The 26,548-nt window shown below is 40.9% G+C and carries 24 protein-coding genes; 9 read left to right on the top strand and 15 right to left on the bottom strand.

Annotated elements, in window-relative coordinates; genetic code table 11:
• Positions 1-10 precede the first annotated feature (10 nt).
• Complete coding sequence (gene pdxA / locus ACOCD9_RS06380; protein WP_287702185.1) at positions 11-1,039, bottom strand: 4-hydroxythreonine-4-phosphate dehydrogenase PdxA; 1,029 nt, start codon at positions 1,037-1,039, stop codon at positions 11-13.
• Positions 1,040-1,230: 191 nt separating this feature from the next.
• On the opposite strand from pdxA, the gene corA reads away from it, so the two are divergent.
• Positions 1,231-2,388: a magnesium/cobalt transporter CorA gene (gene corA, locus ACOCD9_RS06375; protein WP_287702183.1), complete on the top strand. Its 1,158-nt coding sequence runs from the start codon at positions 1,231-1,233 to the stop codon at positions 2,386-2,388.
• Between the two features lie 209 nt (positions 2,389-2,597).
• Here corA and ACOCD9_RS06370 read toward each other — a convergent pair whose 3' ends face one another.
• The 3 genes from ACOCD9_RS06370 to ACOCD9_RS06360 form a co-directional block, all read right to left on the bottom strand.
• Positions 2,598-4,250, bottom strand: coding sequence for a CHAT domain-containing protein (locus ACOCD9_RS06370; protein WP_419546791.1), 1,653 nt, complete (start codon positions 4,248-4,250; stop codon positions 2,598-2,600).
• A 181-nt stretch (positions 4,251-4,431) separates the two neighbouring features.
• Positions 4,432-5,415: a DNA polymerase III subunit delta gene (gene holA / locus ACOCD9_RS06365; protein WP_287702179.1), complete on the bottom strand. Its 984-nt coding sequence runs from the start codon at positions 5,413-5,415 to the stop codon at positions 4,432-4,434.
• Between the two features lie 33 nt (positions 5,416-5,448).
• On the bottom strand, positions 5,449-5,637 hold the full coding sequence (locus tag ACOCD9_RS06360; protein WP_287702177.1) for a WD40 repeat domain-containing protein: 189 nt from the start codon (positions 5,635-5,637) through the stop codon (positions 5,449-5,451).
• A 165-nt stretch (positions 5,638-5,802) separates the two neighbouring features.
• On the opposite strand from ACOCD9_RS06360, the gene ACOCD9_RS06355 reads away from it, so the two are divergent.
• Both ACOCD9_RS06355 and ACOCD9_RS06350 read left to right on the top strand, forming a co-directional pair.
• Positions 5,803-6,633, top strand: a complete 831-nt coding sequence (locus tag ACOCD9_RS06355; RefSeq protein ID WP_419546789.1) for a Ycf66 family protein — start codon at positions 5,803-5,805, stop codon at positions 6,631-6,633.
• A gap of 607 nt (positions 6,634-7,240) precedes the next feature.
• On the top strand, positions 7,241-10,057 hold the full coding sequence (locus ACOCD9_RS06350) for a type IV secretory system conjugative DNA transfer family protein (RefSeq protein WP_419546787.1): 2,817 nt from the start codon (positions 7,241-7,243) through the stop codon (positions 10,055-10,057).
• Positions 10,058-10,100: 43 nt separating this feature from the next.
• Here the strand turns inward: ACOCD9_RS06350 and ACOCD9_RS06345 are convergent, their stop codons facing one another.
• The 5 genes from ACOCD9_RS06345 to ACOCD9_RS06325 form a co-directional block, all read right to left on the bottom strand.
• Positions 10,101-10,682 carry a hypothetical protein gene (locus ACOCD9_RS06345; RefSeq protein WP_002778212.1) on the bottom strand — a complete coding sequence of 194 codons (582 nt, stop codon included), beginning with the start codon at positions 10,680-10,682 and terminating at the stop codon, positions 10,101-10,103.
• Between the two features lie 25 nt (positions 10,683-10,707).
• On the bottom strand, positions 10,708-11,457 hold the full coding sequence (locus ACOCD9_RS06340) for a hypothetical protein (RefSeq protein WP_287702170.1): 750 nt from the start codon (positions 11,455-11,457) through the stop codon (positions 10,708-10,710).
• Positions 11,458-11,710: 253 nt separating this feature from the next.
• On the bottom strand, positions 11,711-12,223 hold the full coding sequence (locus ACOCD9_RS06335; protein WP_130758391.1) for a hypothetical protein: 513 nt from the start codon (positions 12,221-12,223) through the stop codon (positions 11,711-11,713).
• A 170-nt stretch (positions 12,224-12,393) separates the two neighbouring features.
• Positions 12,394-13,302, bottom strand: a complete 909-nt coding sequence (locus ACOCD9_RS06330) for a hypothetical protein (protein ID WP_287702167.1) — start codon at positions 13,300-13,302, stop codon at positions 12,394-12,396.
• A 131-nt stretch (positions 13,303-13,433) separates the two neighbouring features.
• Positions 13,434-13,877 carry a hypothetical protein gene (locus ACOCD9_RS06325; RefSeq protein ID WP_287702165.1) on the bottom strand — a complete coding sequence of 148 codons (444 nt, stop codon included), beginning with the start codon at positions 13,875-13,877 and terminating at the stop codon, positions 13,434-13,436.
• A gap of 834 nt (positions 13,878-14,711) precedes the next feature.
• On the opposite strand from ACOCD9_RS06325, the gene ACOCD9_RS06320 reads away from it, so the two are divergent.
• Together ACOCD9_RS06320 and ACOCD9_RS06315 are read left to right on the top strand one after the other, a co-directional pair.
• Positions 14,712-15,533, top strand: a complete 822-nt coding sequence (locus ACOCD9_RS06320) for an SH3 domain-containing protein (protein ID WP_159294526.1) — start codon at positions 14,712-14,714, stop codon at positions 15,531-15,533.
• Between the two features lie 33 nt (positions 15,534-15,566).
• Positions 15,567-16,412, top strand: a complete 846-nt coding sequence (locus ACOCD9_RS06315) for a M15 family metallopeptidase (RefSeq protein ID WP_419546785.1) — start codon at positions 15,567-15,569, stop codon at positions 16,410-16,412.
• A gap of 308 nt (positions 16,413-16,720) precedes the next feature.
• Here ACOCD9_RS06315 and ACOCD9_RS06310 read toward each other — a convergent pair whose 3' ends face one another.
• Positions 16,721-20,047: an AAA-like domain-containing protein gene (locus ACOCD9_RS06310; protein WP_287702790.1), complete on the bottom strand. Its 3,327-nt coding sequence runs from the start codon at positions 20,045-20,047 to the stop codon at positions 16,721-16,723.
• A 114-nt stretch (positions 20,048-20,161) separates the two neighbouring features.
• Here ACOCD9_RS06310 and ACOCD9_RS06305 point away from each other — a divergent pair, with 114 nt between their 5' ends.
• Both ACOCD9_RS06305 and ACOCD9_RS06300 read left to right on the top strand, forming a co-directional pair.
• Positions 20,162-20,518: a hypothetical protein gene (locus tag ACOCD9_RS06305; protein WP_287702788.1), complete on the top strand. Its 357-nt coding sequence runs from the start codon at positions 20,162-20,164 to the stop codon at positions 20,516-20,518.
• A 117-nt stretch (positions 20,519-20,635) separates the two neighbouring features.
• The gene (locus ACOCD9_RS06300) at positions 20,636-20,872 is read left to right on the top strand and encodes a hypothetical protein (protein ID WP_287702786.1); all 237 of its coding nucleotides are present in this window, start codon (positions 20,636-20,638) and stop codon (positions 20,870-20,872) included.
• A 65-nt stretch (positions 20,873-20,937) separates the two neighbouring features.
• Here the strand turns inward: ACOCD9_RS06300 and ACOCD9_RS06295 are convergent, their stop codons facing one another.
• Entirely contained in the window at positions 20,938-21,861 is a 924-nt protein-coding gene (locus ACOCD9_RS06295) for a lysylphosphatidylglycerol synthase domain-containing protein (RefSeq protein ID WP_419546783.1), read from the bottom strand.
• 39 nt (positions 21,862-21,900) lie between these two features.
• Here ACOCD9_RS06295 and ACOCD9_RS06290 point away from each other — a divergent pair, with 39 nt between their 5' ends.
• On the top strand, positions 21,901-22,374 hold the full coding sequence (locus tag ACOCD9_RS06290) for a hypothetical protein (RefSeq protein WP_194014485.1): 474 nt from the start codon (positions 21,901-21,903) through the stop codon (positions 22,372-22,374).
• Between the two features lie 67 nt (positions 22,375-22,441).
• On the opposite strand, the gene ACOCD9_RS06285 is transcribed toward ACOCD9_RS06290, so the two are convergent.
• Entirely contained in the window at positions 22,442-23,314 is an 873-nt protein-coding gene (locus ACOCD9_RS06285) for a hypothetical protein (RefSeq protein ID WP_287702780.1), read from the bottom strand.
• Positions 23,315-23,588: 274 nt separating this feature from the next.
• Between ACOCD9_RS06285 and ACOCD9_RS06280 the strand changes: the two genes are divergently transcribed.
• Entirely contained in the window at positions 23,589-24,389 is an 801-nt protein-coding gene (locus tag ACOCD9_RS06280) for a tetratricopeptide repeat protein (RefSeq protein WP_419546782.1), read from the top strand.
• Positions 24,390-24,845: 456 nt separating this feature from the next.
• On the opposite strand, the gene ACOCD9_RS06275 is transcribed toward ACOCD9_RS06280, so the two are convergent.
• From ACOCD9_RS06275 to ACOCD9_RS06265, 3 genes are all read right to left on the bottom strand, one after another.
• On the bottom strand, positions 24,846-25,265 hold the full coding sequence (locus tag ACOCD9_RS06275; RefSeq protein ID WP_287702776.1) for a YraN family protein: 420 nt from the start codon (positions 25,263-25,265) through the stop codon (positions 24,846-24,848).
• Positions 25,266-25,456: 191 nt separating this feature from the next.
• Positions 25,457-25,834 carry a DUF3110 domain-containing protein gene (locus ACOCD9_RS06270; protein ID WP_079209497.1) on the bottom strand — a complete coding sequence of 126 codons (378 nt, stop codon included), beginning with the start codon at positions 25,832-25,834 and terminating at the stop codon, positions 25,457-25,459.
• Between the two features lie 79 nt (positions 25,835-25,913).
• Complete coding sequence (locus tag ACOCD9_RS06265; protein WP_287702773.1) at positions 25,914-26,375, bottom strand: DUF2996 domain-containing protein; 462 nt, start codon at positions 26,373-26,375, stop codon at positions 25,914-25,916.
• Between the last annotated feature and the right edge of the window lie 173 nt (positions 26,376-26,548).

Here is a 26,548-nt window from a genome sequence, read left to right as displayed (position 1 = left end):
CTATCGAGGGCTATATCTCTAGTTTAGTTCTCCGGTTGTCCCGCTGCTGACATAATTCGATCGCTAATTGGATCGCCGCTTGCATACTCTGGGCCCTAGCGATGCCAAGGCCAGCGATATCAAAAGCCGTCCCGTGGTCTGGAGAGGTGCGAACAAAAGGTAAACCGATGGTAGTATTAACAGCACAGTCAAAAGCCATTAATTTCACCGGAATTAAGCCCTGATCGTGGTATAATGCCAGATATGCGTCGGCGGGTTGCCCTGCACCGCTAAACCAAGCGCGTCCCGGTTGCACCCAAAGCGTATCGGGGGGGACAAGGCCGATTAATTGGGTTTGCGGGTATTGCTGCCCCATTGACTCTAGCCAAGGCTGTAACCAGTCCTTTTCTTCCCTTCCCAGTTTTCCCGCTTCGCCACTGTGGGGATTAAGGCCGGATATGGCGATTTTTGGGTGATCGATGCCGAAATCTAGCTTTAAAGACTCGATCAATAGGTCTAGTTTTCGGGTCATCAGATCGGGGTTAAGAGCATCGGGAACTTCTCGCAGGGGGATATGGGTAGTGGCGAGGAGAGTGCGTAAGTTATAGCCGGTGTGAGGGGATTTAGCGACGAATAGCATCCCATAACGGTTAATTCCCGCCATGGTAGCTAAAACCTCCGTTTGACCGGGGAAATCATAACCGGCCAACTGCCAACAGGATTTAGCGATCGGACCGGTGACAATACCGTCAAATTCGCCCTTGAGGGTGCGTTTTATGGCTTCTTGCAGGTAAAGAAAGCTAATTTCACCACTGTGGGCATCCCCACGCCCACAAACTATTTTTTCTTGATTGTAGGGCAAATCGATCAGAGAAAAGCGATCGAGAAGATGGGGATCGTGATAGGCTTTTTCGAGAAGCGTTCTTGTCCCGATTAGAGTAATCTGACAAATAGACGAGATTGGGGAATCGGCGATCGCTTTTAACACCACTTCAGGGCCGATTCCGGCGGGATCACCGACGGGGATAACTAGACGGGGAATAAAAGAGGCGGATTCCATAAATTTTGGCCGTCAATATTGCTAATTCTCCCGATTAATCTCATCGTTGACAATTATCAGGAGGGAATAAATCAGTAAACAATTTTCAGTTTACTGTAATCTCATGGCGATAGATAGTAACTTTAGGCAAATTAAATTTTTTAACTTTTCTGTTTTCTTATTGCCCAAATTAGCCAGATTGTTGTAAGCTTATGACCCAACTACAACCCGATATATTCGTTAACAACCGTCCCGATACCGATGGAGACGAGGAAGAAGACTACTTCGATTATTTTTATGATGAACCGGGTAGTGAACCGGGGACATTAATTATCGAACCGGATGCCAAACCCTCGCGGATTATTTTAATTGACTACGATGAAGATAACGCCGTTCGCAAGGTGGATATTACCCCCAATGCTTGCGCCCCCTATATTGGCACAAATACCGTGTCTTGGATGGATATTCAAGGGTTAGGGAGTGAGACGGTTTTAAAACAAGTAGGGGAAATTTTTAATCTGCATCCTTTGTTATTAGAAGATGTGGTTAATGTGCCGCAGCGACCCAAGTTAGAGGACTATAACAATCAATTGTTAGTGATTTCTCAGATGGTGCGACTGAAGGAAGATGAAAGCGGTTTTGATACAGAACAGGTGAGTTTTGTCTTGGGAAAACGCTATCTTTTGAGTTTTCAAGAGGAGGAATTACAGGACTGTTTTGAGATAGTCAGAGATCGAATTCGCACTTCCCAGGGACGAGTACGGAAATCGGGGGCGGATTATTTAACCTATTTATTATTAGATACGATTATCGATGGTTATTTTCCCGTGGTAGAACACTACGAAGATCGGATTGAAGCGTTGGAAGATGCGATTATTAGTAATCCCGATCGAGAGACCATGCAGGAAATCTATGATGTCCGTCGGGAATTATTGGCACTGCGTCGCTTAATTTGGCCGATGCGAAATGTCCTACATTTACTGATGCGTGACCATCATGGTATAGTCAGCGATGAGGTACAAATTTATTTTCGGGATTCCTACGACCACGTCATTCAAATTCTGGAAATTATCGAAGCTTATCGAGAATTAGCGGCGAGTTTGATGGATGTTTATATGTCCACTATGGGCAATAAATTAAACGAAATTATGAAGTTTTTAACCGTAATTTCGACGATTTTTATTCCCTTAACTTTTATCGTTGGTGTCTATGGCATGAACTTCGAGAATATGCCAGAATTAAAAGGAGAATGGAGTTATTTCATGGTCTGGTTAGTCATGTTAGCCGTAGCGGGAGGCTTGATTTTCTACTTCTGGCGCAAAGGTTGGTTTAAACCAATTTATTCCCTGAAAGAGGAAGCAAAAAGTTAGATAGGGTTTGCGGCAAAAAGTTTGTTGGTGGGGTTAGGAGTCAGGAGCCGGTCGTCAGGAGACAGGAGGCAGGTTTTGGGGTTTTGGGGTTTTAGGGTTTTAGTTCAATTTCCCCACTTCCCCACCTCCCCAATTCATAATTCCCAATTCATAATTCCCACACCCCCATCACCCCACACCCGACGACAAACTTTTTCAGCCAACCCTAATTATTCCACCACAAATGCGAGGATTTGGCCCTGGTGACTGCCGAAGCGAATCTGTAAACCGGACTCTAGGGGAACTTCTTGGTTATGTACCTGTTTCCAGTGGCCATCTTGGTAGATAAAAGTACCAAAACGGGAGAAATCTTCGAGAAAGTATTGATAGTCGGGATGATCGGCATTTTTACGGCAAATTATCCGACAATGGTTTTTACTAACCCATTTTTCAGTAATCTGTAGATCATTTTCCATGTCCCGTCCTATATTCATGCCACCACCACGGATTGACCATTTTCTTTCGGGACGATCGAGATAGTATAAGAAAGCGGCGGGCATGGTTCCAGAGACATCGGGCATAACCGTCGGTGATTGAGTCTCATCAAGGGTTTGCAGCAATTGCCCGTCGAATTCCGGGTGCATATAGAGAATCGGCAAAGTCCAAGCGGGCTGATTGTACTTGTAGAGGGTTAATAACTGCTGCCTGGCGATGCGAACGGCCTGATCGATAGGGACTCTCGGACCGGGAAACAACTTGGACATCTGCGCTTCTTTGTCTTTGAACCCGAAGAGGCTGCGGGTAAAAACCTCGATAAAACTCAAGGCCTCGCGATCTGCGATCGCATCTCGCATGGCCAAAACTGCGGGAACGCCATGGTGAATCAAGACTTCCGCCAGACTGCTGCGGGGAATCATCTCCTGACCTGATTTAGCGGGATAAGCACCCCAACAGGCATTAAAAACCGTTAAAATAACCTGATTTCTCACCAAAGCTTGGGCTAACTCCGTCCCGTTTAGCTGTTCCCCCGTCCGCAGAAATAGGGAACCGCCATTGGGGGCAGACATTCCGTGACCAGCGTAGAAAAAAGCTTTATATTTACCCGTATCCAAGGCCCTGGTCAGTTCTTCGGCCTCCGGTCGAATTAAGGTATCGACCTTGACTTTCACTCCCCAATTCTGAGGGAGGGAACCACTGGGGGAGATGGCCCGGATAAGATTGGCGGCCTCGGATTCCAGTGCCTGGTCGGGATTAGTTTCTCCACCCGTATTAATGGCGGTGAGGTTGAGGGAACTAGCGGCGGTTTTAATCTGTTTTTCGCCGATAACTAAGAGAATATTGAGACTATTACTCGGTTTTATCGGTGGCAGTGGATCCACGTCGCTGGTGGTGCGACTAAAGAGTATATTCGGATGCAGAGATATGGCCTGTTTACCTGCTTGCTGCATAATTTCCCAGGGCAGCAGAATTAAATAGGGGTTGCGACATTCCAAGCGAATTCGCAGGGGCTGATTTTTGCCGAGGGCGATTCCCTGACTTTGGGCAAAACTTTGACTAATTGATGCTTGAAATAACCATTGCCAGAGACTAATACCTAGTTTCTGCATCAATTGACCGCCATAACTGCCGCCTTCTCCCGAAAGAGTCAGTTTAGGTCGATAATTTCCTTCTAATTGCTCTAACATCGGCAAGGTCGGCATTTTTTGCAGACAGAACATTTCCTGCCATGCCATCCATTCCGTGGTTAGACTCTCGGTCCATTCACAGTCATGATGCACATATCCCCCCGGTAGGGGTGCTTTCGTCACCCAACGGGCGAAATTATTACTCGTGGCTAAAGTAGAGATCGCTAAGTTTAGACTAGGGATGGCATCATCGGTCATTGTGGCTGTTTAGAAGTCTATAGAATCCTATTCTAGAGGATTTCTGAAAGGTAAGGAAGAGTATTAAGTAGCTGGTTATAATTAAATCAAAAATAGATTTTAGGTTCGATCCCCCCTGCCCCCCTTGATAAGGGGGGTGCCGATAGGCGGGGGGATCTGAAAGTTTTTAATACCTACCTACTTAAGTCACCAATAAACAACAAAGTTCGATAATTTTGGTTTGCAAAGTTGCCAAAGGTTCTCCACCCCGTTTGAGACGATATTCTAATTCGAGAAGTATGGGCAAGGTGGCGAGAAGTTGCTTAGAAGAAAAGGATTGTATCTCTTTGCGAATGAAATACAGTCGCTTGGGGTTGGCAATTTCGGCGGCGGCGGCGATATTTTTCTCGTCTTTTTCTCCTTCTTCAATTTTTAATTTTACTATTGCCCAAGTGCGAAATTGACCCACTAGGGTGGCAGTGATACCTAGGGGGTTCTCGTTGCGATTTAATAATTCATTAACCAATTCTAGGGCTTTGCCTGTCTCCCGTTTTAAAATAGCACTGGCTAACTGTAAGCTGCTTTGATTGCTGGCATTGACTAAGCTTAAAATGTCCTTTTTGTCAATAGTTCCCGCCGAATTATTTTTAAATAAACGCAGTTTTTCTAACTCCATCCACAGCAAGCGGCTGTTATTTCCCACTGATTCAGCTAAGAGTTCGATCGCATCGGGAGTTAATTTTACCCCCACTTCTTTGGCAATTTCCCTAACTCTTTGGGCAATTTCCTCGACTTTCCAAGGCGGAATTAGTTCAAATTCTTTAACCTCCGCCTGATTTTGGATAAACTTGCTCGATTTTAAGCGGGAGTCGGGTTTTTTGGCACTGGTTAATAACAGATAGGAATTTTCGGGTAAATTGGGCAAAGTGCGCTGTAATTCCTTGAGAATATCCTCGGAACATTGTTGACAAATAACCGTATCGGCTAACCAAACCAAACGATTTCCCATGCCGAAAACTGGAGTCATCGCTTGATTGAGGGCCTCGATAATTGCTTCATTGCGATCACCATTAATTTTATCATAATTGAACTGTATCCAATTGGGATCGAGAAGTTTTACTTGCAGATTTTTCACCGCTTGGTTAATAGCAAATTCATCCTCTCCCCAATAAAATATTGTCGGCATAAGTTTCTACTTATAGCAGTTATCTTGATGTTACTATTGCCCATTTTGCCAAATTTTTACATTTTTGTCAGCACTACCACTAATTAAATATTTCTCATCGGCACTAATTGCTAAAGATAACAGTTTGTCTGTGGGTTGATCAAGGGTTCCTAATTCCTCTTTGCTTGTTAAAGACCAAAACTTAATCGTTTGATCCGAAAGCTTGTTTAATCTGATCAGCACAAGCAGCAGAGGATAAACCCAGAATTTCCTAATATTAACGCTGGCTATTCATAAACAGAGGTAAAGAAGATCTGACTCGATAATTTTGAAAATTAATCAAAAAATAGACTCGATCGACCCCAAATAACGCACAATAAAAAAGGAAATGTCAAAGGAGAATCGCAAATGTTGCCCTATATCCTAGCGGTCGTGGTGGGATTAAGTAGTCTCTACCTCCTCACCACCGCTTTTATCGCCCCCGATCGCCACCGTCAAGATGATTTTCTCTGGAGTGCGGTAGGATTATTCTATGCCCTTGTCCTCTGGTTGTGCGCGGGAAGGATTACAGGCGCTATCCTCCTCGGACAAGCTGCCGCGGCCATATTATTTATTGCTTTCGCTTGGCAAACTCTCAAACTCAGACAAGCACTTTTTTATCCCGACAAACCGGTTAAATTATTTACTATTGTCGGTTGGTTAGGCAATCGTCTGGGGAAAGTTACTCCCTCCCAATCCCCTAAAACTAAAGCTAAACCTGAGAAAGTAGCAGCAAAAGTTAAAGAAACGGTTAAAGAAACGGTGGACCCCGTTATAGAAAAAGCCGCGGCTATCGGGGAAACTATTACAGAATCAGTGACAGAAATTGAGGAAAAAGCTCAGGAAACGGTTGCCCCCGTTGCCGAAAAAGCCGCAGCTATCGGGGAACCTATTACAGAATCGGTGACAGAAATTGGGGAAAAAGCCGCAGAAATCATTGATGATGGGGAAACTTTCGATGATTTCGATGATTTTGATGATTTTGATTTGGCAACGGAAGAGATCAAACCCTCCGAAAATGCCCCAGAAATTCCCCCGACTGAACCTGTCGCAAATGTTGAAGTCGAAACTATTGCTGTTAGCGAAACGGTGATTATTGAAGTTACCGAGGAAGATTTGCCCCCAGAAGAAACTATCGGAGAAGATACTCCCCCAGAAACTCGATCGCAAAGCGCAGAAAATCCCCCCTCATCGGATTAAAAATTAAGACTATTGAGCGGGTAGGTTAGGCAATAATTACCCAAGAAATGGTTCTTCGTTACTTGGTATGGTTCGATAGGGGGGGCATAAATCGACTAAATCCTTATCTGGCAAGAGACTTAATTGATTAGTTCGTTCTAGATCGAAAACAATTGACAAAAATTGCCAAATGTCTTTCTATATAAGGGTTACATTTATTATAACCCCCGTCCATTGCATCACACAAACCGAAGAACCTATTTTTATAGAATGTAAGTTCAGATATTTTATCGGTAATGGGAAATAGTCAGCAAGCCCTTCCGTTTTAACAGTTTTATGCGCTTGCAATTTCCGCTCATACTTGTAAAGAGATTACTTGATATCGACTCAGGTAACGTTATAAAACATCCATGTATAATTTTTATAGCATTTTCGACGATTCGGCTAGAATATGCTGATTATTGCCTGATTGTTTTTTCCCAGAAAATCTCTCTATCACCATACCATGAGGATTTTCACCAGATTGTCACCCCGTCAGATGAAAATCTCTTGACTATCGCATTCCCGATGAGGTATTCTTCAATCAATCAGGCACTGGCACACTTTGAATTTCTATATTTTCTGACAAATGGAAAAACTTCCTAATCAACCAACTTTTTATGACTCACCAGAGGAAGCCATAAAAGAGATTGTCAAGATTAAAGAAAAAATTTCTAATGCTCCTCCTGGAAATTTGAGACTTGGTATCTTTCTAGGTAAGCGTTTTTGGGGAAAACTAGATGTAGCATCGGTGGATAACGGAGATTTTCATGGCAATCCTGAAAAAAATGCCAGAACGCTATATCATCGTCTGTTAGCACGTTTTTTGGCCGAGCGAGTTTATCGTTCTCAGTTTTTAGTTTTTGTATTAGCAGTAATTTTAGGTTTGGTAGGTGGAACTATTCACAATACTGAAAAGCAATTGCTTGAATCATTAAAAACAAACATAGATAATGAACAAAAACTTTTAAATGAAAATCTTAGTGATAGAAGAGAAAAGAATAGATTGATTTTCACGGAAGAAGCACAGCCTTTCATAGAGAAGGGAAATCCTATTCCTGATGATGTTATCGAACGTTTTAATAATGATAATCGTTTTTTAGAGAAAACTTTTAATGAGGGAACACGGAAAATTGAAGAAGCAACAGATAGTTTATCTTTTTATACAGATATTCTTAATACATGGGGTTCCATTTTTCACAGAATCGGACAATTAGTTGCTTTTGGAGTTATATTAGTATTGATTCCAACAATCAATGATCATATTCTTAAAAGAAATCATAAAGAAAAAAAACAAGCTGAAGATATTGTCCGACGAATTTATTTAAGAGATTTCAAGAATGCAAAACCTCCTGAAGATTTAAAAGATATTTGGCGATATGGATGGATTACGACTGATGGTCGTCCCGTATCCTCGGAAATCAGCGTGGATGACTTTAAAACGGATGAACTACCAAGAAGAGCGAATGCTTGGGTTCTTCCTAGTTTCAGTCTGTTGACCAGTACAGGAGCTTATACTGGTCTAGCTGCGTCACTTTCGTTATGTATTTTGTGGATTTTAATTTTTGTTTCTTGTTGGCTATACCAAATAAATTTATCTTCTAACTCCGAGTCTGAAATTTTATCTACAGAAGAATCAAGTAATTCTTCTAGATTTGGGATTGTTTCTATTTTCTTTATAAAACCGCTCAATTGGATTACCAAAGATATACCGCCAATTTGGACTATGTTCTTTGGCGGATTTTTTGGAGTTTGGAAAAGAATTGTAGATCGTCCGCCTTCTTTAAACAGAGCGCGAGAGTTAGAAAAACAAGTATCTGTTGATGCGGCGACTTATCTTATGGCGGGAGGATATCCTTGGTCACAAGTTGCTGAATCGGCACGCATTAGGCAGTTTGAGCAAGCTCAAAGAGATAGCTCCCCAATTTTTCAACTAGGAATAACAGCAGGAATGCTAGCTGCAAGGGGTGATCTTTATGCGCCTTCTGCTGGACTACCATTTAAACTCTCTCTCAAAGATTTAACACAACATCTTTTAGTTTTGGGGGGTATTGGCTCTGGCAAAACGGCTGGCATTCTGCGCCCTATTGCTAGACAAGCGGGGCAAGCTGAAGGCGTGGGTTTAGTTGTTTTAGATGGAAAAGGAGCGTTACCCGGTGAACTAAAAGATGTTGTTAAAGGAATGAAGATTGTCGATCCAAGAAACAGCCGAGTTTCTCTGGTTAAGGGATTACAGCCCGCCACACTTGTTGATACTATTATTGATGTAATAGGGGCGAGAAAAAATAGTGCAGATCAGTTTTTCACGGACAGTGCTGCTGACCTACTGCGTAAGGCTGCAATATTAGCTCAGGCAGCAGGGGGTGATTATTGGACTTTAAGTAGTATTGGCAAGATTGCTACTAATTCTGATTCCCAGAATGATGTTATACTAGCCATTCCAGAATCGGCAGAAACACTGACGGTCGGAGAAGCAGCCGAATTCTTTATGGAAGATTGGGAAAATACTGAGGAACGAGTAAAATCAAATATTATAGCTACGGCGAGAAGCTGGCTTAACACAATTACTAGCCATCCCGACCTTGCGGCATGGGCAGATACAAACGATGAATTAGAAAATGTTGATATTACAGCACCTCTAGAGGGCGGAAGATTGGGAGTTTTAATTCCTGATTATCGCTACGGTCGTGGTGGTGCATTGGTTACGGCTCTTATCAAGGCACGATTGTATGAAGGCATTAAAAAACGCGGAGAAAACAGTGATCAGGAATATATTCCCGTACTTTTTATAATGGATGAGGCTCAAGAAATTGCTACTAAAGATGATGCGTCTTTATTAGCCATTGGAAGATCATTAAAATTAGCTATGGTTGCAGCGACACAAACTGTTGAAGGGGTGGTTGAGAAGTTAGGAAAAGAGACATCTGATAAATGGTTTGGTATTTACGGCAGTTTAGTTGGGTTGAAAGGACGTTCTAAAGTAACCAATGAATTTATTGCTGCCCGATTTGGCACTGGATGGCGTTCAATAGTAGAAAACGTTCAAGGTGTTCCCATTAACCAAAGTGCGGGAATCAATACCGTACATGGAGTTAAAGCAGCGAGTCTTTATCAAGAAAGTTGTCGGAATATTGAATTTGACTCTCGAGATAGCAGAGAACTTGCTAATTTTCCTTGGAATTTATTAAAACCCCCTATTTTTCGAGAGCGCATAATATATGGAGATCAAACATCAAAAATGAACACCACGATTAGGGTTGCTCCTTTACTAGAAGCGGGAGAAATTGAAGATTTGTTAGCTGTTCCAGGAACTGCTTTAATCGTTGCAACGAGAGCTTCAGTGACCAGACGAGATGTTATTAAGTTAAACTTTATTTCAGAGGATGGAACAAGTTTTGAGCCATAGTCAACATTTATTCTGGATTTTACCAAACCAAAAATAAACTAATTCATTTTGTTTGATATTTTTCAGTTTTATCATATTGTTCCTTTCGTATGGATTCAGTTATGCCATCAATAGTCTGAAAATAGTATGGGATTTCTGAAATGTAAGGTAATTTAGCTATTTTTGCACCGCCTAGCAGTTTTATATCAAGATTAAACAAACGTTGACCTTCTGGGTTTAATATTGAAAAAACTTTCACAACATAGGTGTCATCTTTTTTAATTGTGATATTTTTATCATTAGGTTTTCCTATAAGGATGCGATCTTGATACGAAAAAACAGCAGTGCAAATATCTTTAACTTGAGTTGAAGTAATAAGTTTTTGACCAGCTTTAGCTGAAAATACATAGCCTACATCTTGACTATAAGATACCAGTCCAGAAACTGTTTTTTGTGCCATGTTTTTTGATGAGTTCTTCTGGGGAATAGTAACTAATTCAGTTTGATAAAGAGCCGTTCCTCCCAAAGTAGGCTCTTCAGGACAAGAGAAAGCGACATCATCAGAAGAAGATGAACCACACCCTGATAAGAGGGAGAGGGAGAGGATTAGAGGCATACTCAAGATTTTAAAATGATATTTGTTCATAGAAAAATAAGAATAAGTTTTGAGTTTAACGAGTGCGTTTAGGTGATTGTGTTGGAGGTTTGGGGGCTTGAGTGTTTTTAGCTTCTTCTTTCGCCTTTTCTAATTTACTCTTTGAATAATCTCCTGCCATTGCAGCATTTCTACTTGTTTGCTGCATTGATTGTGTTGGAGGTTTTACGGCAGCTGCTTCTTTCGCCTTTTCTAATTTACTCCTTGAATCTAAGCCTGCCATCGCAGCATTTTCGCTTGTTTGCTTCATTGAAGATTGTTCTTTCCCTTTAACTCTTTCCCAAACTTTGTGGGCACTTTCCTGATCCCGTGTAACTTTTGCTTGCATTACAGGGTCATAACGTTTATTGGTTTTGTCATAACCATACTTACTTCTTAAAAAGGCTTCTCTCTGACGATCAAGTGCTTTTTGAGCTTGAGGGGTTTTTCCATTCTCATTATACACACCCAAAGCTTGGTATGCCCCACGATTGAGAGTATGAAATCCGTCTCCCCGCATGGGATAAGTTCTACCAAAACTTTTTTTTTCAGTATGAACTCCATACGTTCTGCCGTTTACAATATAGGTATGGTTGCCATTCTCATTGCGGTATGTGGCTTTCCCTGTTCTAATTGCTTTCATATCGTCATTGACATTAACGCGGGGTTCAATAACGGTGTTAATGTCGTGCTTACAAGATTTCTGATTGACTTTAGAAAGATAATGCCGATCAGCAGGTTTTTTGACTGATTCATGTAAATCATCGGGTGGTTTTTTTTCAGACATAGTTACTGATTGGGGATAAATGGGATATAAAAATTATGAGGAAACCGCTTATTTTTTGTCCTGTTCGAGCGATTTGCGCTCTAGCTCTGTAGGGAGCATCTCACCTTATGTAACTCCTAAATTAAGCTTTATGCCAAGCTATTTTGAAAGCCTTGCTAGAAAACAGTTTCATAGATAAGTATAATTACTTGCTTGCATAAATGAGATTCCCCGCTCTGTATGCCTCATTATAGCTAAAACAATAACCAATTTATCATTTATCTATCTCGTCTATAAAATAATAGTCAGCCTCGTCATCAGGAATAGGTTTTTCCTCATCAGAAGACATATAAAGAACAATCAACTGACGCTGGTTATAACCGTCGATCAAATAAAAGTCATCAGGGCGCAAAATAGGATTATTTCCTGAATCTATAGCACACCGACATTGAAATTTTTTGGAAAAATCGGAAATAAATGTATATCGTTCTCGTCCACTATCTTGTATCTGTGCATCAACATCCGGATTTGTCGGTTGAAGCTTGAGAAGAATGGAGAAATCACCTTTTACAGGAACATAAAAAATTTGTAATAGATAAGGATACATACTATTTTTATCGATTTCTTTTAAAAATTCATCATCATCTTCATAAATAAATATTTCATTTTCAGAGATAGAAAGAAGTTCCGCAAAACCTTTTTTTAGCTCATCACGAGATAAAGGTTGATCGACAAAAAAATCCTCTAAAACTGGTGTAAATTCTTCTGAAGTTCCATCGTTATTCATTAAAATTCTCCTGATTTTTTTCTTTTTGCTCTTGAATTAACGGTCGATTGCGATAAGGACTCTTTTGGATTTGACTAGGAAATTATAACATCTCCAGCACTGCTTCAATTAACTCAAAACTTAAGCTTTTGGGATATGAAGACCCCTCCGAAGGTGATATTAGTAAGGCATTATCGGCCACGTTGAGGTGACTTGGTTTGAGGCGACCTAGATTGGGTTGCTAGTTTTGGAGATTGCGCTTTTTGTTTCGCTCTAGATAAACCTTGCTGATGCTGCGCTGGTTTAGCTTGACGAGCCTGTGCTTTCTGTTTAGCTTTAGCTAGACCTTGTTGGTACTGTACTGATTTAGGCTTAGATTCTTGAGTTTTATTCTGAGCATTTTGTTTGGTTTTTTCTAGTTTACTTTTTGAATTTACCTGTACGGTTCTAGATGACTTTGACTGAGCTTTCTGTTTGGACTTAGTTAAGTTGTTTTGACCCTGTACTGCTTGAGTTTTATGGGCTAAAGCTTTCTTTTTTAATTGAGCCAGTTTTTTAGGCGATTGAGAAGCTGAATTTTTCTGCTTAAAGACTGGCAGAGGCTTATTAGGCAAAAAGCCGGCCATAGTGGCTTCTATTGCGGTTTTCTGCAATCTTTGTTGTTGAGCTAGTTGTTGAGCTATTTTTTGTTTCTGTTCACTTAATTTGCTTGACTTTAACAATGGAATTTGTCGCTGTCTTTGCAATGCTTGAATTTGACTTCTTACTTTTGTTTTGTAATGCTTCAGAGCTTGCTGAATCCCTTTATTATACTTTGAACCAAACTGAGAGCGAATATCCTTAATATCCATCAATAAGGCTTGCTCAAATTGTCCTTTATTAATCAACTCACGTTGTTCTGCACGGAATTTTTGTGCAGAACTATGGCTTCCCCAAGTGGCTGTTTTTCGATGGTCTGCTTCTGTCATCCAGATAGCGATGCCTTTCTCTCTATTGAGGGGAACAATTCCTTCATAAGATTTATATGCTGGGATGTGATTAACTTCACCTCCTCTATTAGCTTTTCTTACGGCTCTGTAATAGCCACCTTGTTTATCCATATATTTTTGTTGAATAAGAAAGCATAAAACTTAATAAAGTCTGATTTAACATAGTTAAATACTACAGTTGGCTATAAAATATTAAAAATATTTAAAGCAAAGTAATGAAATTTATTGTAGTAATCTAGTTGCTAATCATAATGTCCTTTTGGAAAAACAAAAACCCCCTCTACGATTGCGTCTGGATCTTCGTCACCAAAACGAAAGTAGAATCCAACACCAAATTTATGTGATGTAAATCCCACGTCATCAATTTCTAACTGTCCATCAATTTCTTCAAATAATTCTCTTAGCTCATGATAGCTGAGTCCAGACAAACACTGGTTATCAAGCATTGGTTCAGCTGGCTTAAACATCTCAATAGCCTCACAAGTATTATCGGGTTTGTAATAGACAAAGATTCCTAAATCTTCGTATAAATCGGTGTCCTTAAAAATTTTATCCTCACCTTTGTACCATTTGTTAAAAGTTTCAAAGTTTGTAGAGAAATCTTTTAGTGCATGGCGCACTTCATCACGGCTCATGCCAAAGCGAATCATATCGATACCTTGATAGGGTCTGAGGATAAACTGCATAATGACCTCCCAATATAGCCTATTAACGATAATACTCAAAGAGTATGCTATTATTATAAAGCCAATAACCAAAAATCAAAATTTTAACGATAATTTTCCGAAATCTGCGCTCCATCGAGCGTAATGCTCTATGATTATAGTGTTGGGCAAATTCAAGTTTGAAATGTACCAAGACCGATTAATCGAAAAATATCTCAGATGGGGTGCGATAGTCAAGGGATTTTCAGGGTCGATGGTTGAAGCCTTCGCTCAATCTACCTTAGCTTGTTTAACGATTTTGTCGCCCCTTTCGGGAAAACTATGGGATGAGTACTTAATGTACTCTTTAAGTTCTCGCCGTCAAGAATGCGTTCTTTTGGGCTAATCTTTTGGTAGCTGATTTAGGAGCATTCCATTTTGGGATAAGCATTACCTAAAGTAACGGCGGTGCAAGGGTTTCAGTCCCTCGTAAAACTGCTAAGGTACAAAATCGGGATTCTCCTGCTTATCTCGGTCTTTCTCTCTTAGTGGTGCAGGTCAGTTTACTTGATCAGCAACCTTATTGAAAGACCACGCAGTGGCACACTTCATTTTTGAATCGATGTCAACTAATAATGTTGTCTATTTGACAGGAGAAGCAATGTGATAGGGTTCAATTGGATGAGTGGGTCAAAAATACTACTAATTCTGCTTCTAGCATCTGGATGTCAGTCATCTACTACACTAAATCCACAGGCATCAGGAACTTGCGCTAATGAACCAGATCGAAGCCTAATTGATCAAACAGCACCCAAATTAAACGTTTCGTCGGGAGAAAGTATTACACAAACGGGCAAGATTAAATCTAACCAAGGTGTGACGTATCAGATTGAGGCTCAGACTGGACAGACATTAAATTTTAAAGTAACACCTTTGTCTAAGTTATGTATCTGGAAATTAAAATCTGATTTTTCTCCTCTAAAAACAAAAGAAATTCAGCAAGATGGTAAGTATTTTCTTCATATTGAAGCCTTAAAAGAAGATACTAATTTTAAGGCGATTATAGCCATCGATTCAGAAGTAGGAGTGATTCCTTCACCTTCTATTACAAAAGAAGACCCAAGAACAATTTCTCCTATTTCACGACCTTCTTCAACTCCATTCTCTCCTCCTCCTGTGCAACCTAGTATCAACAATAATACTAATGCCACAATTGTAGGACAACCAGGAAAGAAAAATATTCGTAGAGGTCCTGGTTTAGAATATGCACCAAGACATATTGCCTATCCAGGTGATCGCGTTGAAGTTATCAAATCTGTTAGAAATAGTGATAAATTCATTTGGTATCATATTTATTTTCCCCAATCAGGAGCAGATGGATGGATTGCAGGTAATTTACTTACTGTTGATGGTCAAACTACTTATCCAAGTCAACCGCAAATCCAACCTCCATCTCAACCTCCACCAAAAGCTTCGTCCAGAGGAACCAATGCTACAGTGAGCGGTACTCCAGGAACTAAAAATATGCGTTCTGGTGCTGGAACTGCTTATGGGGTGGTAGGAACTGTTCGTACAGGCGATCGCCTACAAATTTTGGGCAGTAGCTATGATAGAGGGGGTTATCAGTGGTATAAAGTCTATCATCCTCAGTCTGGTACGACAGGCTGGATTGCTGCTCAATTAATTAGCTCTGACTAGCTCTAGTGTAATTTTTCATCTACTACAACTAATATGAAATCTTTTATTTCAGCTTTTCGATATTTTATTATTCCTATAATTGTTGTAATGGGTGTATCGATTTATTTAGGGTTTAAACAGCCTGCTGAACTGCCAACTACTGCTACAATTTCTACCTCGCCGTCGGTTTCTTCTACTTCTCTAATTTCTCCTGCTTCTATCCCTAAAAATACTCTAACGCCTCCCTTACAGCGACCTTATCCTTTGGCAAATACATCCAAAGCTCTGCCAGTTCCTTCGCCCATGGTTACTGGTGCTGATGATATCTATTCACTATCTTCGCCACCTCCCAAGAATCACACTGTACTTTCACCCCCTAACCAAACTGAAATTCCTTTTCATATAAAATACGAAGAAAATGCTAATGATTTAGTGGAAATTGGTATTTTCTACGAACGTAAAGCATATCTAAATCGAGAAGCGGCAGAAATGTTTAAACAGATGCAATTAGCCGCTCAACAAGAGGGAATTGAGATCATTCCTGTTTCTGGCTTTCGCTCAGTTGCCGATCAAAAAAAGCTGTTTGAGCGACAAATTCAACGCCAAGGAAGCAAGAAAGCAGCCTCTAAACTGAGTGCGCCTCCAGGTTTCAGCGAACATCATACAGGCTATGCTCTCGATGTTGGTGACGGTAAAAGTCCTAATACTGTCCTCAAATTGACATTCGACTCTACTGAAGCCTATCGCTGGCTAGAAGTTCAGGCTGCTCAATATGGCTTTGAACTATCATTTCCGAAAAACAATTTTCAAGGTGTTAGTTATGAACCTTGGCACTGGCGTTTTGTCGGTTCAGCAACAGCTCAAGAAATTTTTAGAGTAGCAAAGACACAAAGACAATGATTATACCTAGACTCTCTCGTTGACAAAAGGTCATTAGATAAAATTCTAGCGTTAAAATCAAAAATGTTGGGTTCTTCGTTACTTGGTATGATTCTATATGGAGACATAAATCGACTAAATCCTGATCTGGCAAGAGATTTAATTGATTAGTTCGCTCCAGATCGCAAACAATTGATAAAAATCGCAGTAATGTCTGTTTCTATAAGGGTTTCATCCCTTATAACCCTGTCCGTTGCATAAGACAAACCGAAGAGATCAAGAAATTAACTAATTAATTTAACCTTTGCCCCCACCCAGTCAAACCAAGTTTAAAATGTGAATGGTTTTATTTTCCCAGTACAGGGGGATAGTGCTTCTCGTTTTTCGGGACGAGTCCTGAGATAATCTTCTAACCAAAAACAACCTCGATCGAGCAATTTTTGTAAATAATTATATTCTGTTTCTAAGGGCCAGCGATGCTTTTGACCATCCCTAGAAATAATCACAATTTCTTGACCATCAGGACTAAAAGTGATCCCATAGACGATATCTTCTTCTATTTTAAACTCCGATCGCAAATTTCCGTCCCTGTCCCAGCGTCTAGCTGTACCATCCCTTGAAATAGCAGCGATTTTTTCACCATCGGGACTAAAACTAACTCCATAAACGGGAAAAGAATCGGTTTTAATCTCCTTTAAAATATTGCCCTGTAAATCCCAAATTTTAATCTTTCCCCGAGTAGCGGTAGCAATTTTTTGGTCATCGGTAGAAAACACCAAATTATAGATAATACTATCATCGGCTGTCCAAGAATTAATTAATTGAGGACGATGATTACTTAAGTGCCAGTATTGAATTTTTCCCTCGCTTGTTCCCGTGATGATTGCTGTTCCTTCTCCATTAAAAGCAAGACTATAAATCGGTACTTGACTAGCAGTAAATTCTTGAAGCATTGTTCCTTTTTTGCTCCAGATTTGTACTTTTCCACTTCTTCCTGTAATCGCTATCTGATTACTATCGGGATGAAAAGCTATACTATAGATTGAACGCATTTTTGTGGTAAATTCTCTAATTTTTTTTCCCTGGGAATCGAGTAAAGTAATTTGACCATCTTTGTTAGCAATAGCGATAATATTGCCCTGGGAATTAATGCTAACACTGGTATTATCGACCCTAGCTTGATTTAAATTGTTCAGCTGCCAAATTTTAGCCGTTTCATCACTCGACCCAGTTACCACCTCTTTTCCATCTTGACTAAATACAGCAGTAAAAACTGATTCTTGATGTCCTCTAAGAGTAGTTATTTCTTCCCCTTGCAGTCCCCAAATTTTAGCACTACCGTCACTAGATGCAGTAATTATAAACTGGCCATCAGGACTAAAATTAACACTGTTGACAAAATCTTGATGTCCCCGGAAAGTAGCTATTAAATTTCCCTCTAAATCCCAGATTTTAGCAGTTTTATCGGCCGCTGCTCCGGCAATTTTTTGACCGTCGGGACTAAAATTAACACTATAAAAAGCCTCAATATTTTCTTGACCTAAACTCAAGATAATTTTACCTGATAAATCCCAGATTTTAATCGTACCATCCCGGGAAGCGGTGGCAATTTTTTGACCATCGGGACTAAAACTAGCTGCATCTATCGATCTTTTATGTCCCTTAAATACCTGTAAAGTTTCACCTGATAAATTCCATAATCTAGCGGTTTTATCCCTGGAAGTAGTCACAATTTTTTGACCATCGGGACTAAAACTAACACTATAAACAGATTCTTGATGGTCAGGATAGGTGACTAAGTTTTGTCCTTGCAAGTTCCAAATTTTGGCGGTTTTATCTTCGGAAGCGGTGGCAATTTTTTGACCATCGGGACTAAAACTAACACTATAAACTGCTCCCTGATGACCTGTCAAAGTTTGAATATTCTCACCTTTTTGATTCCAAATTTTTACCGTCCCATCTTGAGAAGCAGTGGCGATTTTTTGACGATTAGGACTAATACTAACACTATAAATAGTTCCCCGGTGTCCTTGCAGTTGGTTTTTTTCTTGAATGCGATCTAAAATTTGCTGCAGAGTAATAATTGGACTTGTAGCAGGATATTTACTCAAGGTTTGGTCATCAGTAACGATGTTTTTTAAACTATTTACTGCTTGCATAGCCGCAATTAAAGATTCTAGTTGTTCAAATTGAAATTGCTGCCAATCACTATCACCCTTGCGCTGTAATTGAATACCTAGTTGAGCGGTTTCTACTTGTTGCCATGCTTGTTTTACCTGAATAAAAGCGAAGAAAGAACCCAGGAGAGAAGCAATTAAAATTACCGAGCCAATTTGAATTCTTTTGGTGGCTTTTTTGTGAGCGATTGCTAGAATTTTATTAGCTTGCTTCTGAGTTTCTAGGCTAATTTCTGCCTCTCTTTTATCGAGATTTTGACTAGCAGTTAAAAACTGATAATCAATATTACTTAAGCTTTTCCCCTGAGACCAATCGAGGGCATTATTTAAAGCTTTTCCGCGTAAAAGCCGCGATTCATCGGTATAATTAGACTGTTGCCAGGCGGCGATCGCTTCTGAGTAGGGACGCAATTGCTCTAATTGTTTTTCCACCCAATTGAGATTAAATATTTCTCGATAAATAGGATTATAAACTACTAACTTATTATCCTTTTTTACCACTAATCCCGATAACCTTAATTCCCCTTGTTCTGGACTATCATCGCACAGGATTGCACCTTTTTCTAAAATTTGTTGATAGATACCTAACAAACGACCCGCTTTGTCTTGATTTCTTAACAAGCGATCGGCAATAGTTCGCAAATGAACTGGCTCATCTTGAGATTCCCAATTATTAATAATTCTCTCTTTGATCAGCGTCTCAATATCTAAATTAGTTTCCCGCAATAGCTGACAGATTTTCTGAGTTAAAAATGGCTGTCCTCCCGTCCAAAAAATAACTTTTTCTAAGCAGTCGGGTTGATAATTACTTTGACTGGATAATCCTGCGGCTAAAGGAGCAATTTCTGCCAGATTAAATCCCGTTAATTCGATCGCCTGGCCGATATTAAAAGATGTTTGGGTCTTTTCGCGAATTAAATCTGCTGGGGTAGCAACACCGAATAAAGCAAAAGTAATTCTTTCATACTGGGCATTTTCCGCTCTTTGGTTATAACAATAACGAATCAGGGAAAAAAAGTCATCTAGAGAAAACTGTAAACTGAGAATTTTATCGATCTCGTCGATAAAAATATATATTTTCTCTCCCTGACAATAAACTAATAAAATTTCCTCGATAAATTGTCCCAAACGCTGCACGGGGGGTAAATCCTCTCGCTCGCGCAACCAGGATTTAAGATTAATTTTTCCCGTCAGATTAAATCCTAAAAACAAACGGGTGATCACGCCGTTATACCATTGGGATAAATTATCATTGCTACCAATACTGGTTATATCTACGGACGCGCAATCCATGCCCAATTGCTGTAAAATATGGGTCACTCGTACCCTTAAACTGGATTTGCCCATCTGACGACAGTTAAAAACGTAGCAAAATTGACCATTTTTCAACGCCGTTAACAGTTCTCGATCGGCATTTCTCTCGATATAGGTAGGATGGTTATAGGCAAGACTACCCCCGACACGATATTGATAATTCATTATTCTTAAACAAAATTATTTCAATGTCACCAACGGAAATAAAATAGACAATTGTGATTTAGATATCTATAATGCAAGGATAATCGCTATTGACAACCTATCCCCAAGGCAATTATGAAGAAAACTTTTTTCACCTCCATCGCCGTTAGTGCTACCCTCGTCAGTGGCATTGTTTTAGGTACTCTTGATGCTGGCAGCGCCTCCGCTTGTCCTTTCGCTAAAGGTAAAAGCATTTTTGGCAGCAATAACACCCTCCCTGTCGATGCTAACAAACTTATTTTAGGGGTTGCCGCCGCTACAGGAGCAATCACCGTAGCTGGTGTTTTAAGCTACCGTCGTTTTCACCACGGGCAGCCTCCTGAAGATACCACCGCTAAGCTGCCGTCGGTATTTCCTATCCCCATTCCCCCCACAGCTTTAAACGCGGCAGTGGAGGCGGAAGAAGCGGTAGAAACCAGCAAAATCTCCTAAAAATCCGCTAGATTTCCTCAAAAAAGGTGTTGGCATCCCCGCAGATTTCCCCCTAGGCAACACCTTTTTTTGCCTAATTGTGTCCCAGTTATCAGAATTTTCAGCGATTTTTAAGTTATGTTAAAAGGTGCAACCCTACCACCAGAGGTAAAGATGGGCAACTCTATCACATTTTCTGACACCCCACTTCACAAAGATCATCACATTTGGGAGCATTTAAAACAAGCCATCGCCGCTAGTTCCGGGTTTCGGCGTTGGCAGCAAGAACAACTAGAATCAGGTAAAAATAGAGACGATGCCGATGCTCGTATTTGTTCCTATCTACGGGAAACTTTAGAAACTTTAGCCTACTAGATTGATGCTCCCCAGCTATGAAGGCATGGGGACTTTTTCTGTCCGTTTAAGCTAATTTGCGGGCATTATTTTCTGCAAGCTTCGTAACCCAATAACCAGACAAAAGCGACAATTAAAGGCAGGAAATAATAAATAGCTCGATAGGCGATTAAAGAACCTAAAAGCTCGCCATTAGATACATATTCGGGACGTAATCTCAGCATGATAAACTCAAAAACACCTATTCCCCCCGGCACATTGCTTAATACCCCTGCCGTCATGGCAAATACGTAGAGACCGAAAAATCCTAAAAACGAAGTATTATAGTTGTCCGGGAGAAGAAGATATAGAACTCTAGCGGCTAATATCCAATCAATAAAAGTCAACAAAATCAAAGCCAGGGAAAGATTCCAAGAGGGTAGATATATATTTTCTTTGCCGATTTTTATGGGTTTTTTATAGGTGAGAGCCAAGAAAAAATAGCCAGTAACCAAGAATAAAAAAATTATTCCTAAAGGTTTAGTAGTTAAGAAAGGTAATTTTAAAAGTTGAGGAATCCGTTGGGGATCGAGGAGGAAACTTATACCACCAATGCCTAACATTCCTAACCAAAAGCTTAAATGGGTAAAAGTGATAACTTTGGCAATATCCACCACCCCCACCCCCGCAGGAGTATAGAAACGATAACGGATCGCAGTTCCAGAAAATAAGGTTAAACCAATGGTATTACCAAGGGCATAACTGATAAAAGCAGTGCGGATAATAGTGCCTAAAGCTAAGGGATGATTGATATAATAAAAACCTAGGCGATCATAACCCGTCATCGACAAATAACCCAAAGCCATCCAAAAAATAGCTTCTAGCTTACGACTTGTGGTAATATGATCCAAACTAGCCAAGAGTTGTGCAAAAGTGTAGTGTTTAAATTCTTGACTAATTGCCCAGACCGCTAGAATAAACAAACTCAAGGACAGGATAATCGGAGCAAAACGCAGAATTCTTTTATACATCTTAACTTTTTACGAATTACTTTTAACTAATTAAAATTCATGAGAAAATCAAAGCTAGATTTAGCCAAACGTCTAAATCGATCCCGAAAAAGGAAATATGATAAATTCCTGACTTCTTCCTTATATTTAACAATTACTCTGGTTTTATGTTATCTAGTTTATCTCAATCTTCCTTGGTCTTTCCATCTTTTTATGCGTTGGGCAACTAAAGGGGGTGATTTAAACAAAATTCCTGACAAATTTTATGCAGAACTTAATCAATTGTGTTTGAGGGCAGATAGTACGGGGGAAGTAAGAACGAGAAACTATACAGAATATACAGAAATCGCCGAATCTCTTGGCACCTTTAGATGTACCTTAGTTAATGGTGGTCAAGAGTGGTTAATAGAAGATTATAAATCTTTTAGTTCTGCCGATGAAGCGATTTTAGGCACTCAGTTCGCGGTTTTTATCACCGAGATTTTGGGAACAGATTATAGTTATAGAATTCGCGCTTATATTCCCAGATACTAAGGATAAAGTAACTCCTGAAAAAACCTGTAAACCTAGGGATGGGTTCTGCACCCATCCTAGAAAAAAATTAGTTTTCCGATAGGGGTTTGGGTCGGGAAGGCCGAGGGATAGGGGATTGTCCTGGGGTAAAAGGTCGCTTTTCTCCTTCCCCTTCCGGTCGAGAATATCTATCGGCCGAGGGATGACGATTTTTATCAAAAGGCTTTTTAAAACCTCCCTTACCCATGGGTTTTTTCTTACTGGCAAAACCGAGGTCTAAACCTTCCAAAATAGTTAAGGCATCTCCTTTCAGTTGTACCTGAAAATCCCAAAAACGACTGATCGGTTTACCTGGTAAAGTGCCGCGCAATTTTAGTTTAAAAAACTTGGGTTTCTCCGCTTCAGTTTTGGGCATTTGTCGGATTTTGACCACTACCGCTTGATTTTCCCGTTCAGTAAAGATGACTTCACCTCGAATCGAGAAATAACCCGGGGTAGAAGCGAGGAGTGGCTCTATCTCTGGATCATCCTCTTTTTTCAGGGTTTCTGGTTCCCAAACACCGACAATCTGAACATGAAGGGCATCATTTTCCTGACGGGTGCGGGGATAAACCACCCAAAGATGGGGTTTTTCCAGATCGAGATGATTTTTAACCAAACTGATCACCCGGCCGAGAATCACAGAATCGATCAGAGTACCATCGGCAGTTAAAATATTGCCTTTAGTTAATTGTTCCTCCGATCGCTGATAATGGCCATAGACGAGACCGATCGCCCGATACTGCCGCAGATGACTGGGAGGGGGGATCGGTTGTTGGCGTTTGACTTCTTCGGGGGTGGCTGACTCTACGGCTAAATCAGCCTCGGTATGGGGGGATTCAACGGGGACTTCCTGAATTTCCACTTCAGGAGTCGGGGGGGTTTTCGGTGATTCGGTAAACCGATTCCCAGGACGATTCATATCACACTCCTAGCGGCGGAGACACATAGTAAATTAGTAATCAAGCAAGTCAAAAGCGCGATCTGGGGGGTTACAATAACCCTCTAGGGCGACTCTACTGGCATCTAATATATTAAGAACCATGATCTTTTGACTGTCAACCTAGTCAAAACCCTTTTGAGTCTTGACCGTTTGCCCATTGTACTCAATAAAGAGCGGCCAATTTGATTGATCCCCTAATCAAATCTCTAGATTTCCATAACATTTTCTTGTCTGTCCCCTCGCACCCCAGTCTATGAAAGCTTCTCTCTCTCACCGTCGTTGGCTGTCCATCGGTCTCGTGCTGATGTTATTTGCCTTGCTGTCCTTCTCAATCATGCCGCTATTAACTTCTGTGCTCCAGAGTCAGCACTCCTCGGGACAGAGTAATCTGTCCGTAGTGGAACAAGAGAAATTGGCCAGTCAAGCACTGGGTTATCAGATGGTTTTAGAGCGTGAACCCGATAATCAGGCGGCTTTGCGGGGATTATTAGATACTCGCCTACAGCAGGGCGATTTAAAGCAAGCGATCGAACCTTTAGAAAAATTAGCGCAACTTAACCCCCAACAATCCGATTATCTACTACTTTTAGCAGAAGCAAAACAGCAAATAGAGGATTATGCGGGAGCCACAGCCAGTTATCGCAGTCTTTTGGCCTTCCAACCCCAAAATCTACGGGCCTTAACTGGATTAACTAATTTATTTCTCAGCCAAAATCGCCATACCGAGGCGATTAGTCTAGTCAAAGACACGATTGATCTCGCTTTAAAAGCCGGTTCCGATCCCAATAATCCTGCCAGTTTAATCGATATCGTTTCCGTTCAGTTACTTTTAGGCAAAATCTATTTCGAGCAGCAAAATTATCCGGAAGCTTTAAACGCCTATAAACAAGCTCAACAGATGGATGTTAACGATTTCCGACCGATTTTAGCGACAGCGATTGTACTAAAAGAACAGGGCAAAAATCAAGAGGCTCAACCCCTCTTTCAAGAGGCTCTCAGTCGCGCTCCTTTTGCCTACAGAGAGGAGATTCAGTCCCTAATCGGTGAGCAGTAATCACACCCCACACCCCACACCCCACTTCCTATAGTTTTGCAACAGCAATTTTTGCTAAAAATCAATAAGTGTAAACTTTAATCACAAGGTCGATCGAGTCCCGACAAGGGTGTTATATTAAAAACATAAGGCACAAGGGAAGCGACTCAACTTCCTTTCAGGCAAAAAGACCTAGAGCCTGTGCCACCTGCTCTAGCTCAACGCAACAGCTAAATCGGACGCAGATTCTCAAAGTTTGTAAAGTAAAGTATGGTTTCGCCTCTGTTGCTCGATATAGGACAGATGGAGTGAGCCGTAATCAGCACCTGAGTCGGTAAACTGAGAAATCTTGATGGTTGACAGATAGACTGTTGTGGGTTCCGTAAACCTCTATTATGTTGAGTCCGTTAATTTTTTAGGAGTCCATATCGTTTGTACAAGATGAAGCCCGCCTCCCTAGGCGGGCCTATTGTGTTTTTAGAAAACCGCCACGAGATATTCCTGTAACTGCAATTGATAACCTGCCTGTAGCTGACAGGGATAATCAAGGGAAAACTCAGGTAAAGCTAATAGAGAACTTTTTTGACAACTAACCAAAGCCACATCGAAGCGACAGGTTAAATCGAACCATTGGGGATAAAAGGAGAGAAATATCTGAGCAGATTCGTAAATTCTCCCCTGTTTACGGTAATTGATTGCTAATTTGCCCCCTAAATCCCAATTATCAGCACTGCGGGTTTTAACCTCGACAAAAGCGAGAATCGCCTGAGACTCAGACAAAACGATTAAATCGATTTCACCGCCGCCACTACGCCAACGACGCTGGAGGATATGCCATTGCTGTAATTGCAACCAATCCGCCACCAAATTTTCGCCCAATTCCCCCACAGTTGTCATCTTCAGTAATCAGTAATCAGTAATCAGTTATCAGTTATCAGTTATCAGTTATCAGTTATCAGTGAACAGGGTACAGGGTACAGGGAACAACATTGATTTATTATCCTGTCTTCTGACTCCGAACTCCTGACTACTGGCTCCTGTCTCCTGTCTCCGAACCAAGCAGGACAATTTTCTTTACCAGAGGTCTATTACAAAAGTCCTTCTAGACGACGACGGATGCTGTCTAACTCCGCATCAGGAATCTCGGAAAACTCCTCCTCGGCGGGGGGTACTTCCTCTTTTTGCCAATCCAACTCCTCGGCATTGCTTTCGGGGGGAATTACTAACATACCCGCTTCAATCATCTCCGCTTGATAGCCAGCGCCGCGACAAAATTCTGCCACTTCCTCCGAATCAATTTTCTCTACCGTGGGAGTCGGAAAATCCTGCGCCTCTAACAACAGCGCATAACGGGTGGCATCATCTTCCGATTCAAACATCAACACCTTATTGATAGCTCCCATTTGAATGGTGTGGATACCTTCGTTTTCTGTGCCTGCGTTAAAAAGTAGTACAAATACACGCATAATTACTATTAGCGATCGATAAGCGGTGGTCGTCTATACTCATTTTACCCCCCTTCTCGATCGCTAATCCTCAGCAATTTTAGTTTCTCGTCAACCACTTTTGACCGTTAAGCCGTTGCAGGGTGTAAAACAACAGTAAATCGAGACTAACTTTCCTTTCATCGATCATAAATGATTCAAGTGTACTAGATTGACCCCCGCCCTCAGCTTGGGAAAAAGCTTTTTTACCGTTGATGTTTTCTTCCAAAAAATAAATGCTAAATTGACGCATTCCCCCGAGCCAATTGCCGCTTAACTGCCAACAGGGAGAGCTAGAAAAGCCCTGCACGGAAATTTTATCCTGTTTAAAGGACAGCTTTATATCAGTTATACCCAGCTTTTGCAAGGCGGCAGCCAATGCGGGCTGAAAATGCTGCTCGATAAATTCAGCAAAGGGTTTTTCCTCGACGGTAGGCTCCTTGGGTTTTTTAGCAGCCGCAGGTTGAGCCGGTTTTGCTGCTTCTGCTGCCGGAGTTGCGGGGGTGGTGGTTTCTTCTGCCATAGGAATTAATCAGGAATGGGTAGGTAGCTACAATTATATTTTCTCCCGGGTTATCAGTTATCAGTTTTTTTAGCTAAGTAGTTGGGTGCTAAAAACTATCAGATCCCCCCGCCTAAGCTGTATTGAATTTAAACTGGGTATTGGAAATTTTAGTACAAATGCTCAAACTAATT

The sequence above is a fragment of the Microcystis sp. genome (genome assembly GCF_048564745.1).
Classification (GTDB): domain Bacteria; phylum Cyanobacteriota; class Cyanobacteriia; order Cyanobacteriales; family Microcystaceae; genus Microcystis; species Microcystis ichthyoblabe_A.
The sequence above is the reverse complement of the archived record's forward strand: the minus strand, read 5'-3'. Positions and strand labels throughout refer to the sequence as shown.

Excerpts from the sequence above, each read along its gene's own strand:
- ACOCD9_RS06285 (WP_287702780.1), bottom strand. The coding sequence starts at position 23,314 with ATGAATCGTCCTGGGAATCGGTTTACCGAATCACCGAAAACCCCCCCG.
- ACOCD9_RS06330 (WP_287702167.1), bottom strand. The coding sequence starts at position 13,302 with ATGGATAAACAAGGTGGCTATTACAGAGCCGTAAGAAAAGCTAATAGA.
- ACOCD9_RS06275 (WP_287702776.1), bottom strand. The coding sequence starts at position 25,265 with ATGACAACTGTGGGGGAATTGGGCGAAAATTTGGTGGCGGATTGGTTG.
- ACOCD9_RS06350 (WP_419546787.1), top strand. The coding sequence starts at position 7,241 with ATGGAAAAACTTCCTAATCAACCAACTTTTTATGACTCACCAGAGGAA.
- ACOCD9_RS06315 (WP_419546785.1), top strand. The coding sequence starts at position 15,567 with ATGAAATCTTTTATTTCAGCTTTTCGATATTTTATTATTCCTATAATT.
- ACOCD9_RS06270 (WP_079209497.1), bottom strand. The coding sequence starts at position 25,834 with ATGCGTGTATTTGTACTACTTTTTAACGCAGGCACAGAAAACGAAGGT.
- ACOCD9_RS06300 (WP_287702786.1), top strand. The coding sequence starts at position 20,636 with ATGTTAAAAGGTGCAACCCTACCACCAGAGGTAAAGATGGGCAACTCT.
- ACOCD9_RS06305 (WP_287702788.1), top strand. The coding sequence starts at position 20,162 with ATGAAGAAAACTTTTTTCACCTCCATCGCCGTTAGTGCTACCCTCGTC.
- ACOCD9_RS06325 (WP_287702165.1), bottom strand. The coding sequence starts at position 13,877 with ATGCAGTTTATCCTCAGACCCTATCAAGGTATCGATATGATTCGCTTT.
- ACOCD9_RS06290 (WP_194014485.1), top strand. The coding sequence starts at position 21,901 with ATGAGAAAATCAAAGCTAGATTTAGCCAAACGTCTAAATCGATCCCGA.
- ACOCD9_RS06355 (WP_419546789.1), top strand. The coding sequence starts at position 5,803 with ATGTTGCCCTATATCCTAGCGGTCGTGGTGGGATTAAGTAGTCTCTAC.
- ACOCD9_RS06370 (WP_419546791.1), bottom strand. The coding sequence starts at position 4,250 with ATGACCGATGATGCCATCCCTAGTCTAAACTTAGCGATCTCTACTTTA.
- pdxA (WP_287702185.1), bottom strand. The coding sequence starts at position 1,039 with ATGGAATCCGCCTCTTTTATTCCCCGTCTAGTTATCCCCGTCGGTGAT.
- ACOCD9_RS06310 (WP_287702790.1), bottom strand. The coding sequence starts at position 20,047 with ATGAATTATCAATATCGTGTCGGGGGTAGTCTTGCCTATAACCATCCT.
- holA (WP_287702179.1), bottom strand. The coding sequence starts at position 5,415 with ATGCCGACAATATTTTATTGGGGAGAGGATGAATTTGCTATTAACCAA.
- ACOCD9_RS06340 (WP_287702170.1), bottom strand. The coding sequence starts at position 11,457 with ATGTCTGAAAAAAAACCACCCGATGATTTACATGAATCAGTCAAAAAA.
- corA (WP_287702183.1), top strand. The coding sequence starts at position 1,231 with ATGACCCAACTACAACCCGATATATTCGTTAACAACCGTCCCGATACC.
- ACOCD9_RS06345 (WP_002778212.1), bottom strand. The coding sequence starts at position 10,682 with ATGAACAAATATCATTTTAAAATCTTGAGTATGCCTCTAATCCTCTCC.
- ACOCD9_RS06265 (WP_287702773.1), bottom strand. The coding sequence starts at position 26,375 with ATGGCAGAAGAAACCACCACCCCCGCAACTCCGGCAGCAGAAGCAGCA.
- ACOCD9_RS06335 (WP_130758391.1), bottom strand. The coding sequence starts at position 12,223 with ATGAATAACGATGGAACTTCAGAAGAATTTACACCAGTTTTAGAGGAT.
- ACOCD9_RS06295 (WP_419546783.1), bottom strand. The coding sequence starts at position 21,861 with ATGTATAAAAGAATTCTGCGTTTTGCTCCGATTATCCTGTCCTTGAGT.
- ACOCD9_RS06280 (WP_419546782.1), top strand. The coding sequence starts at position 23,589 with ATGAAAGCTTCTCTCTCTCACCGTCGTTGGCTGTCCATCGGTCTCGTG.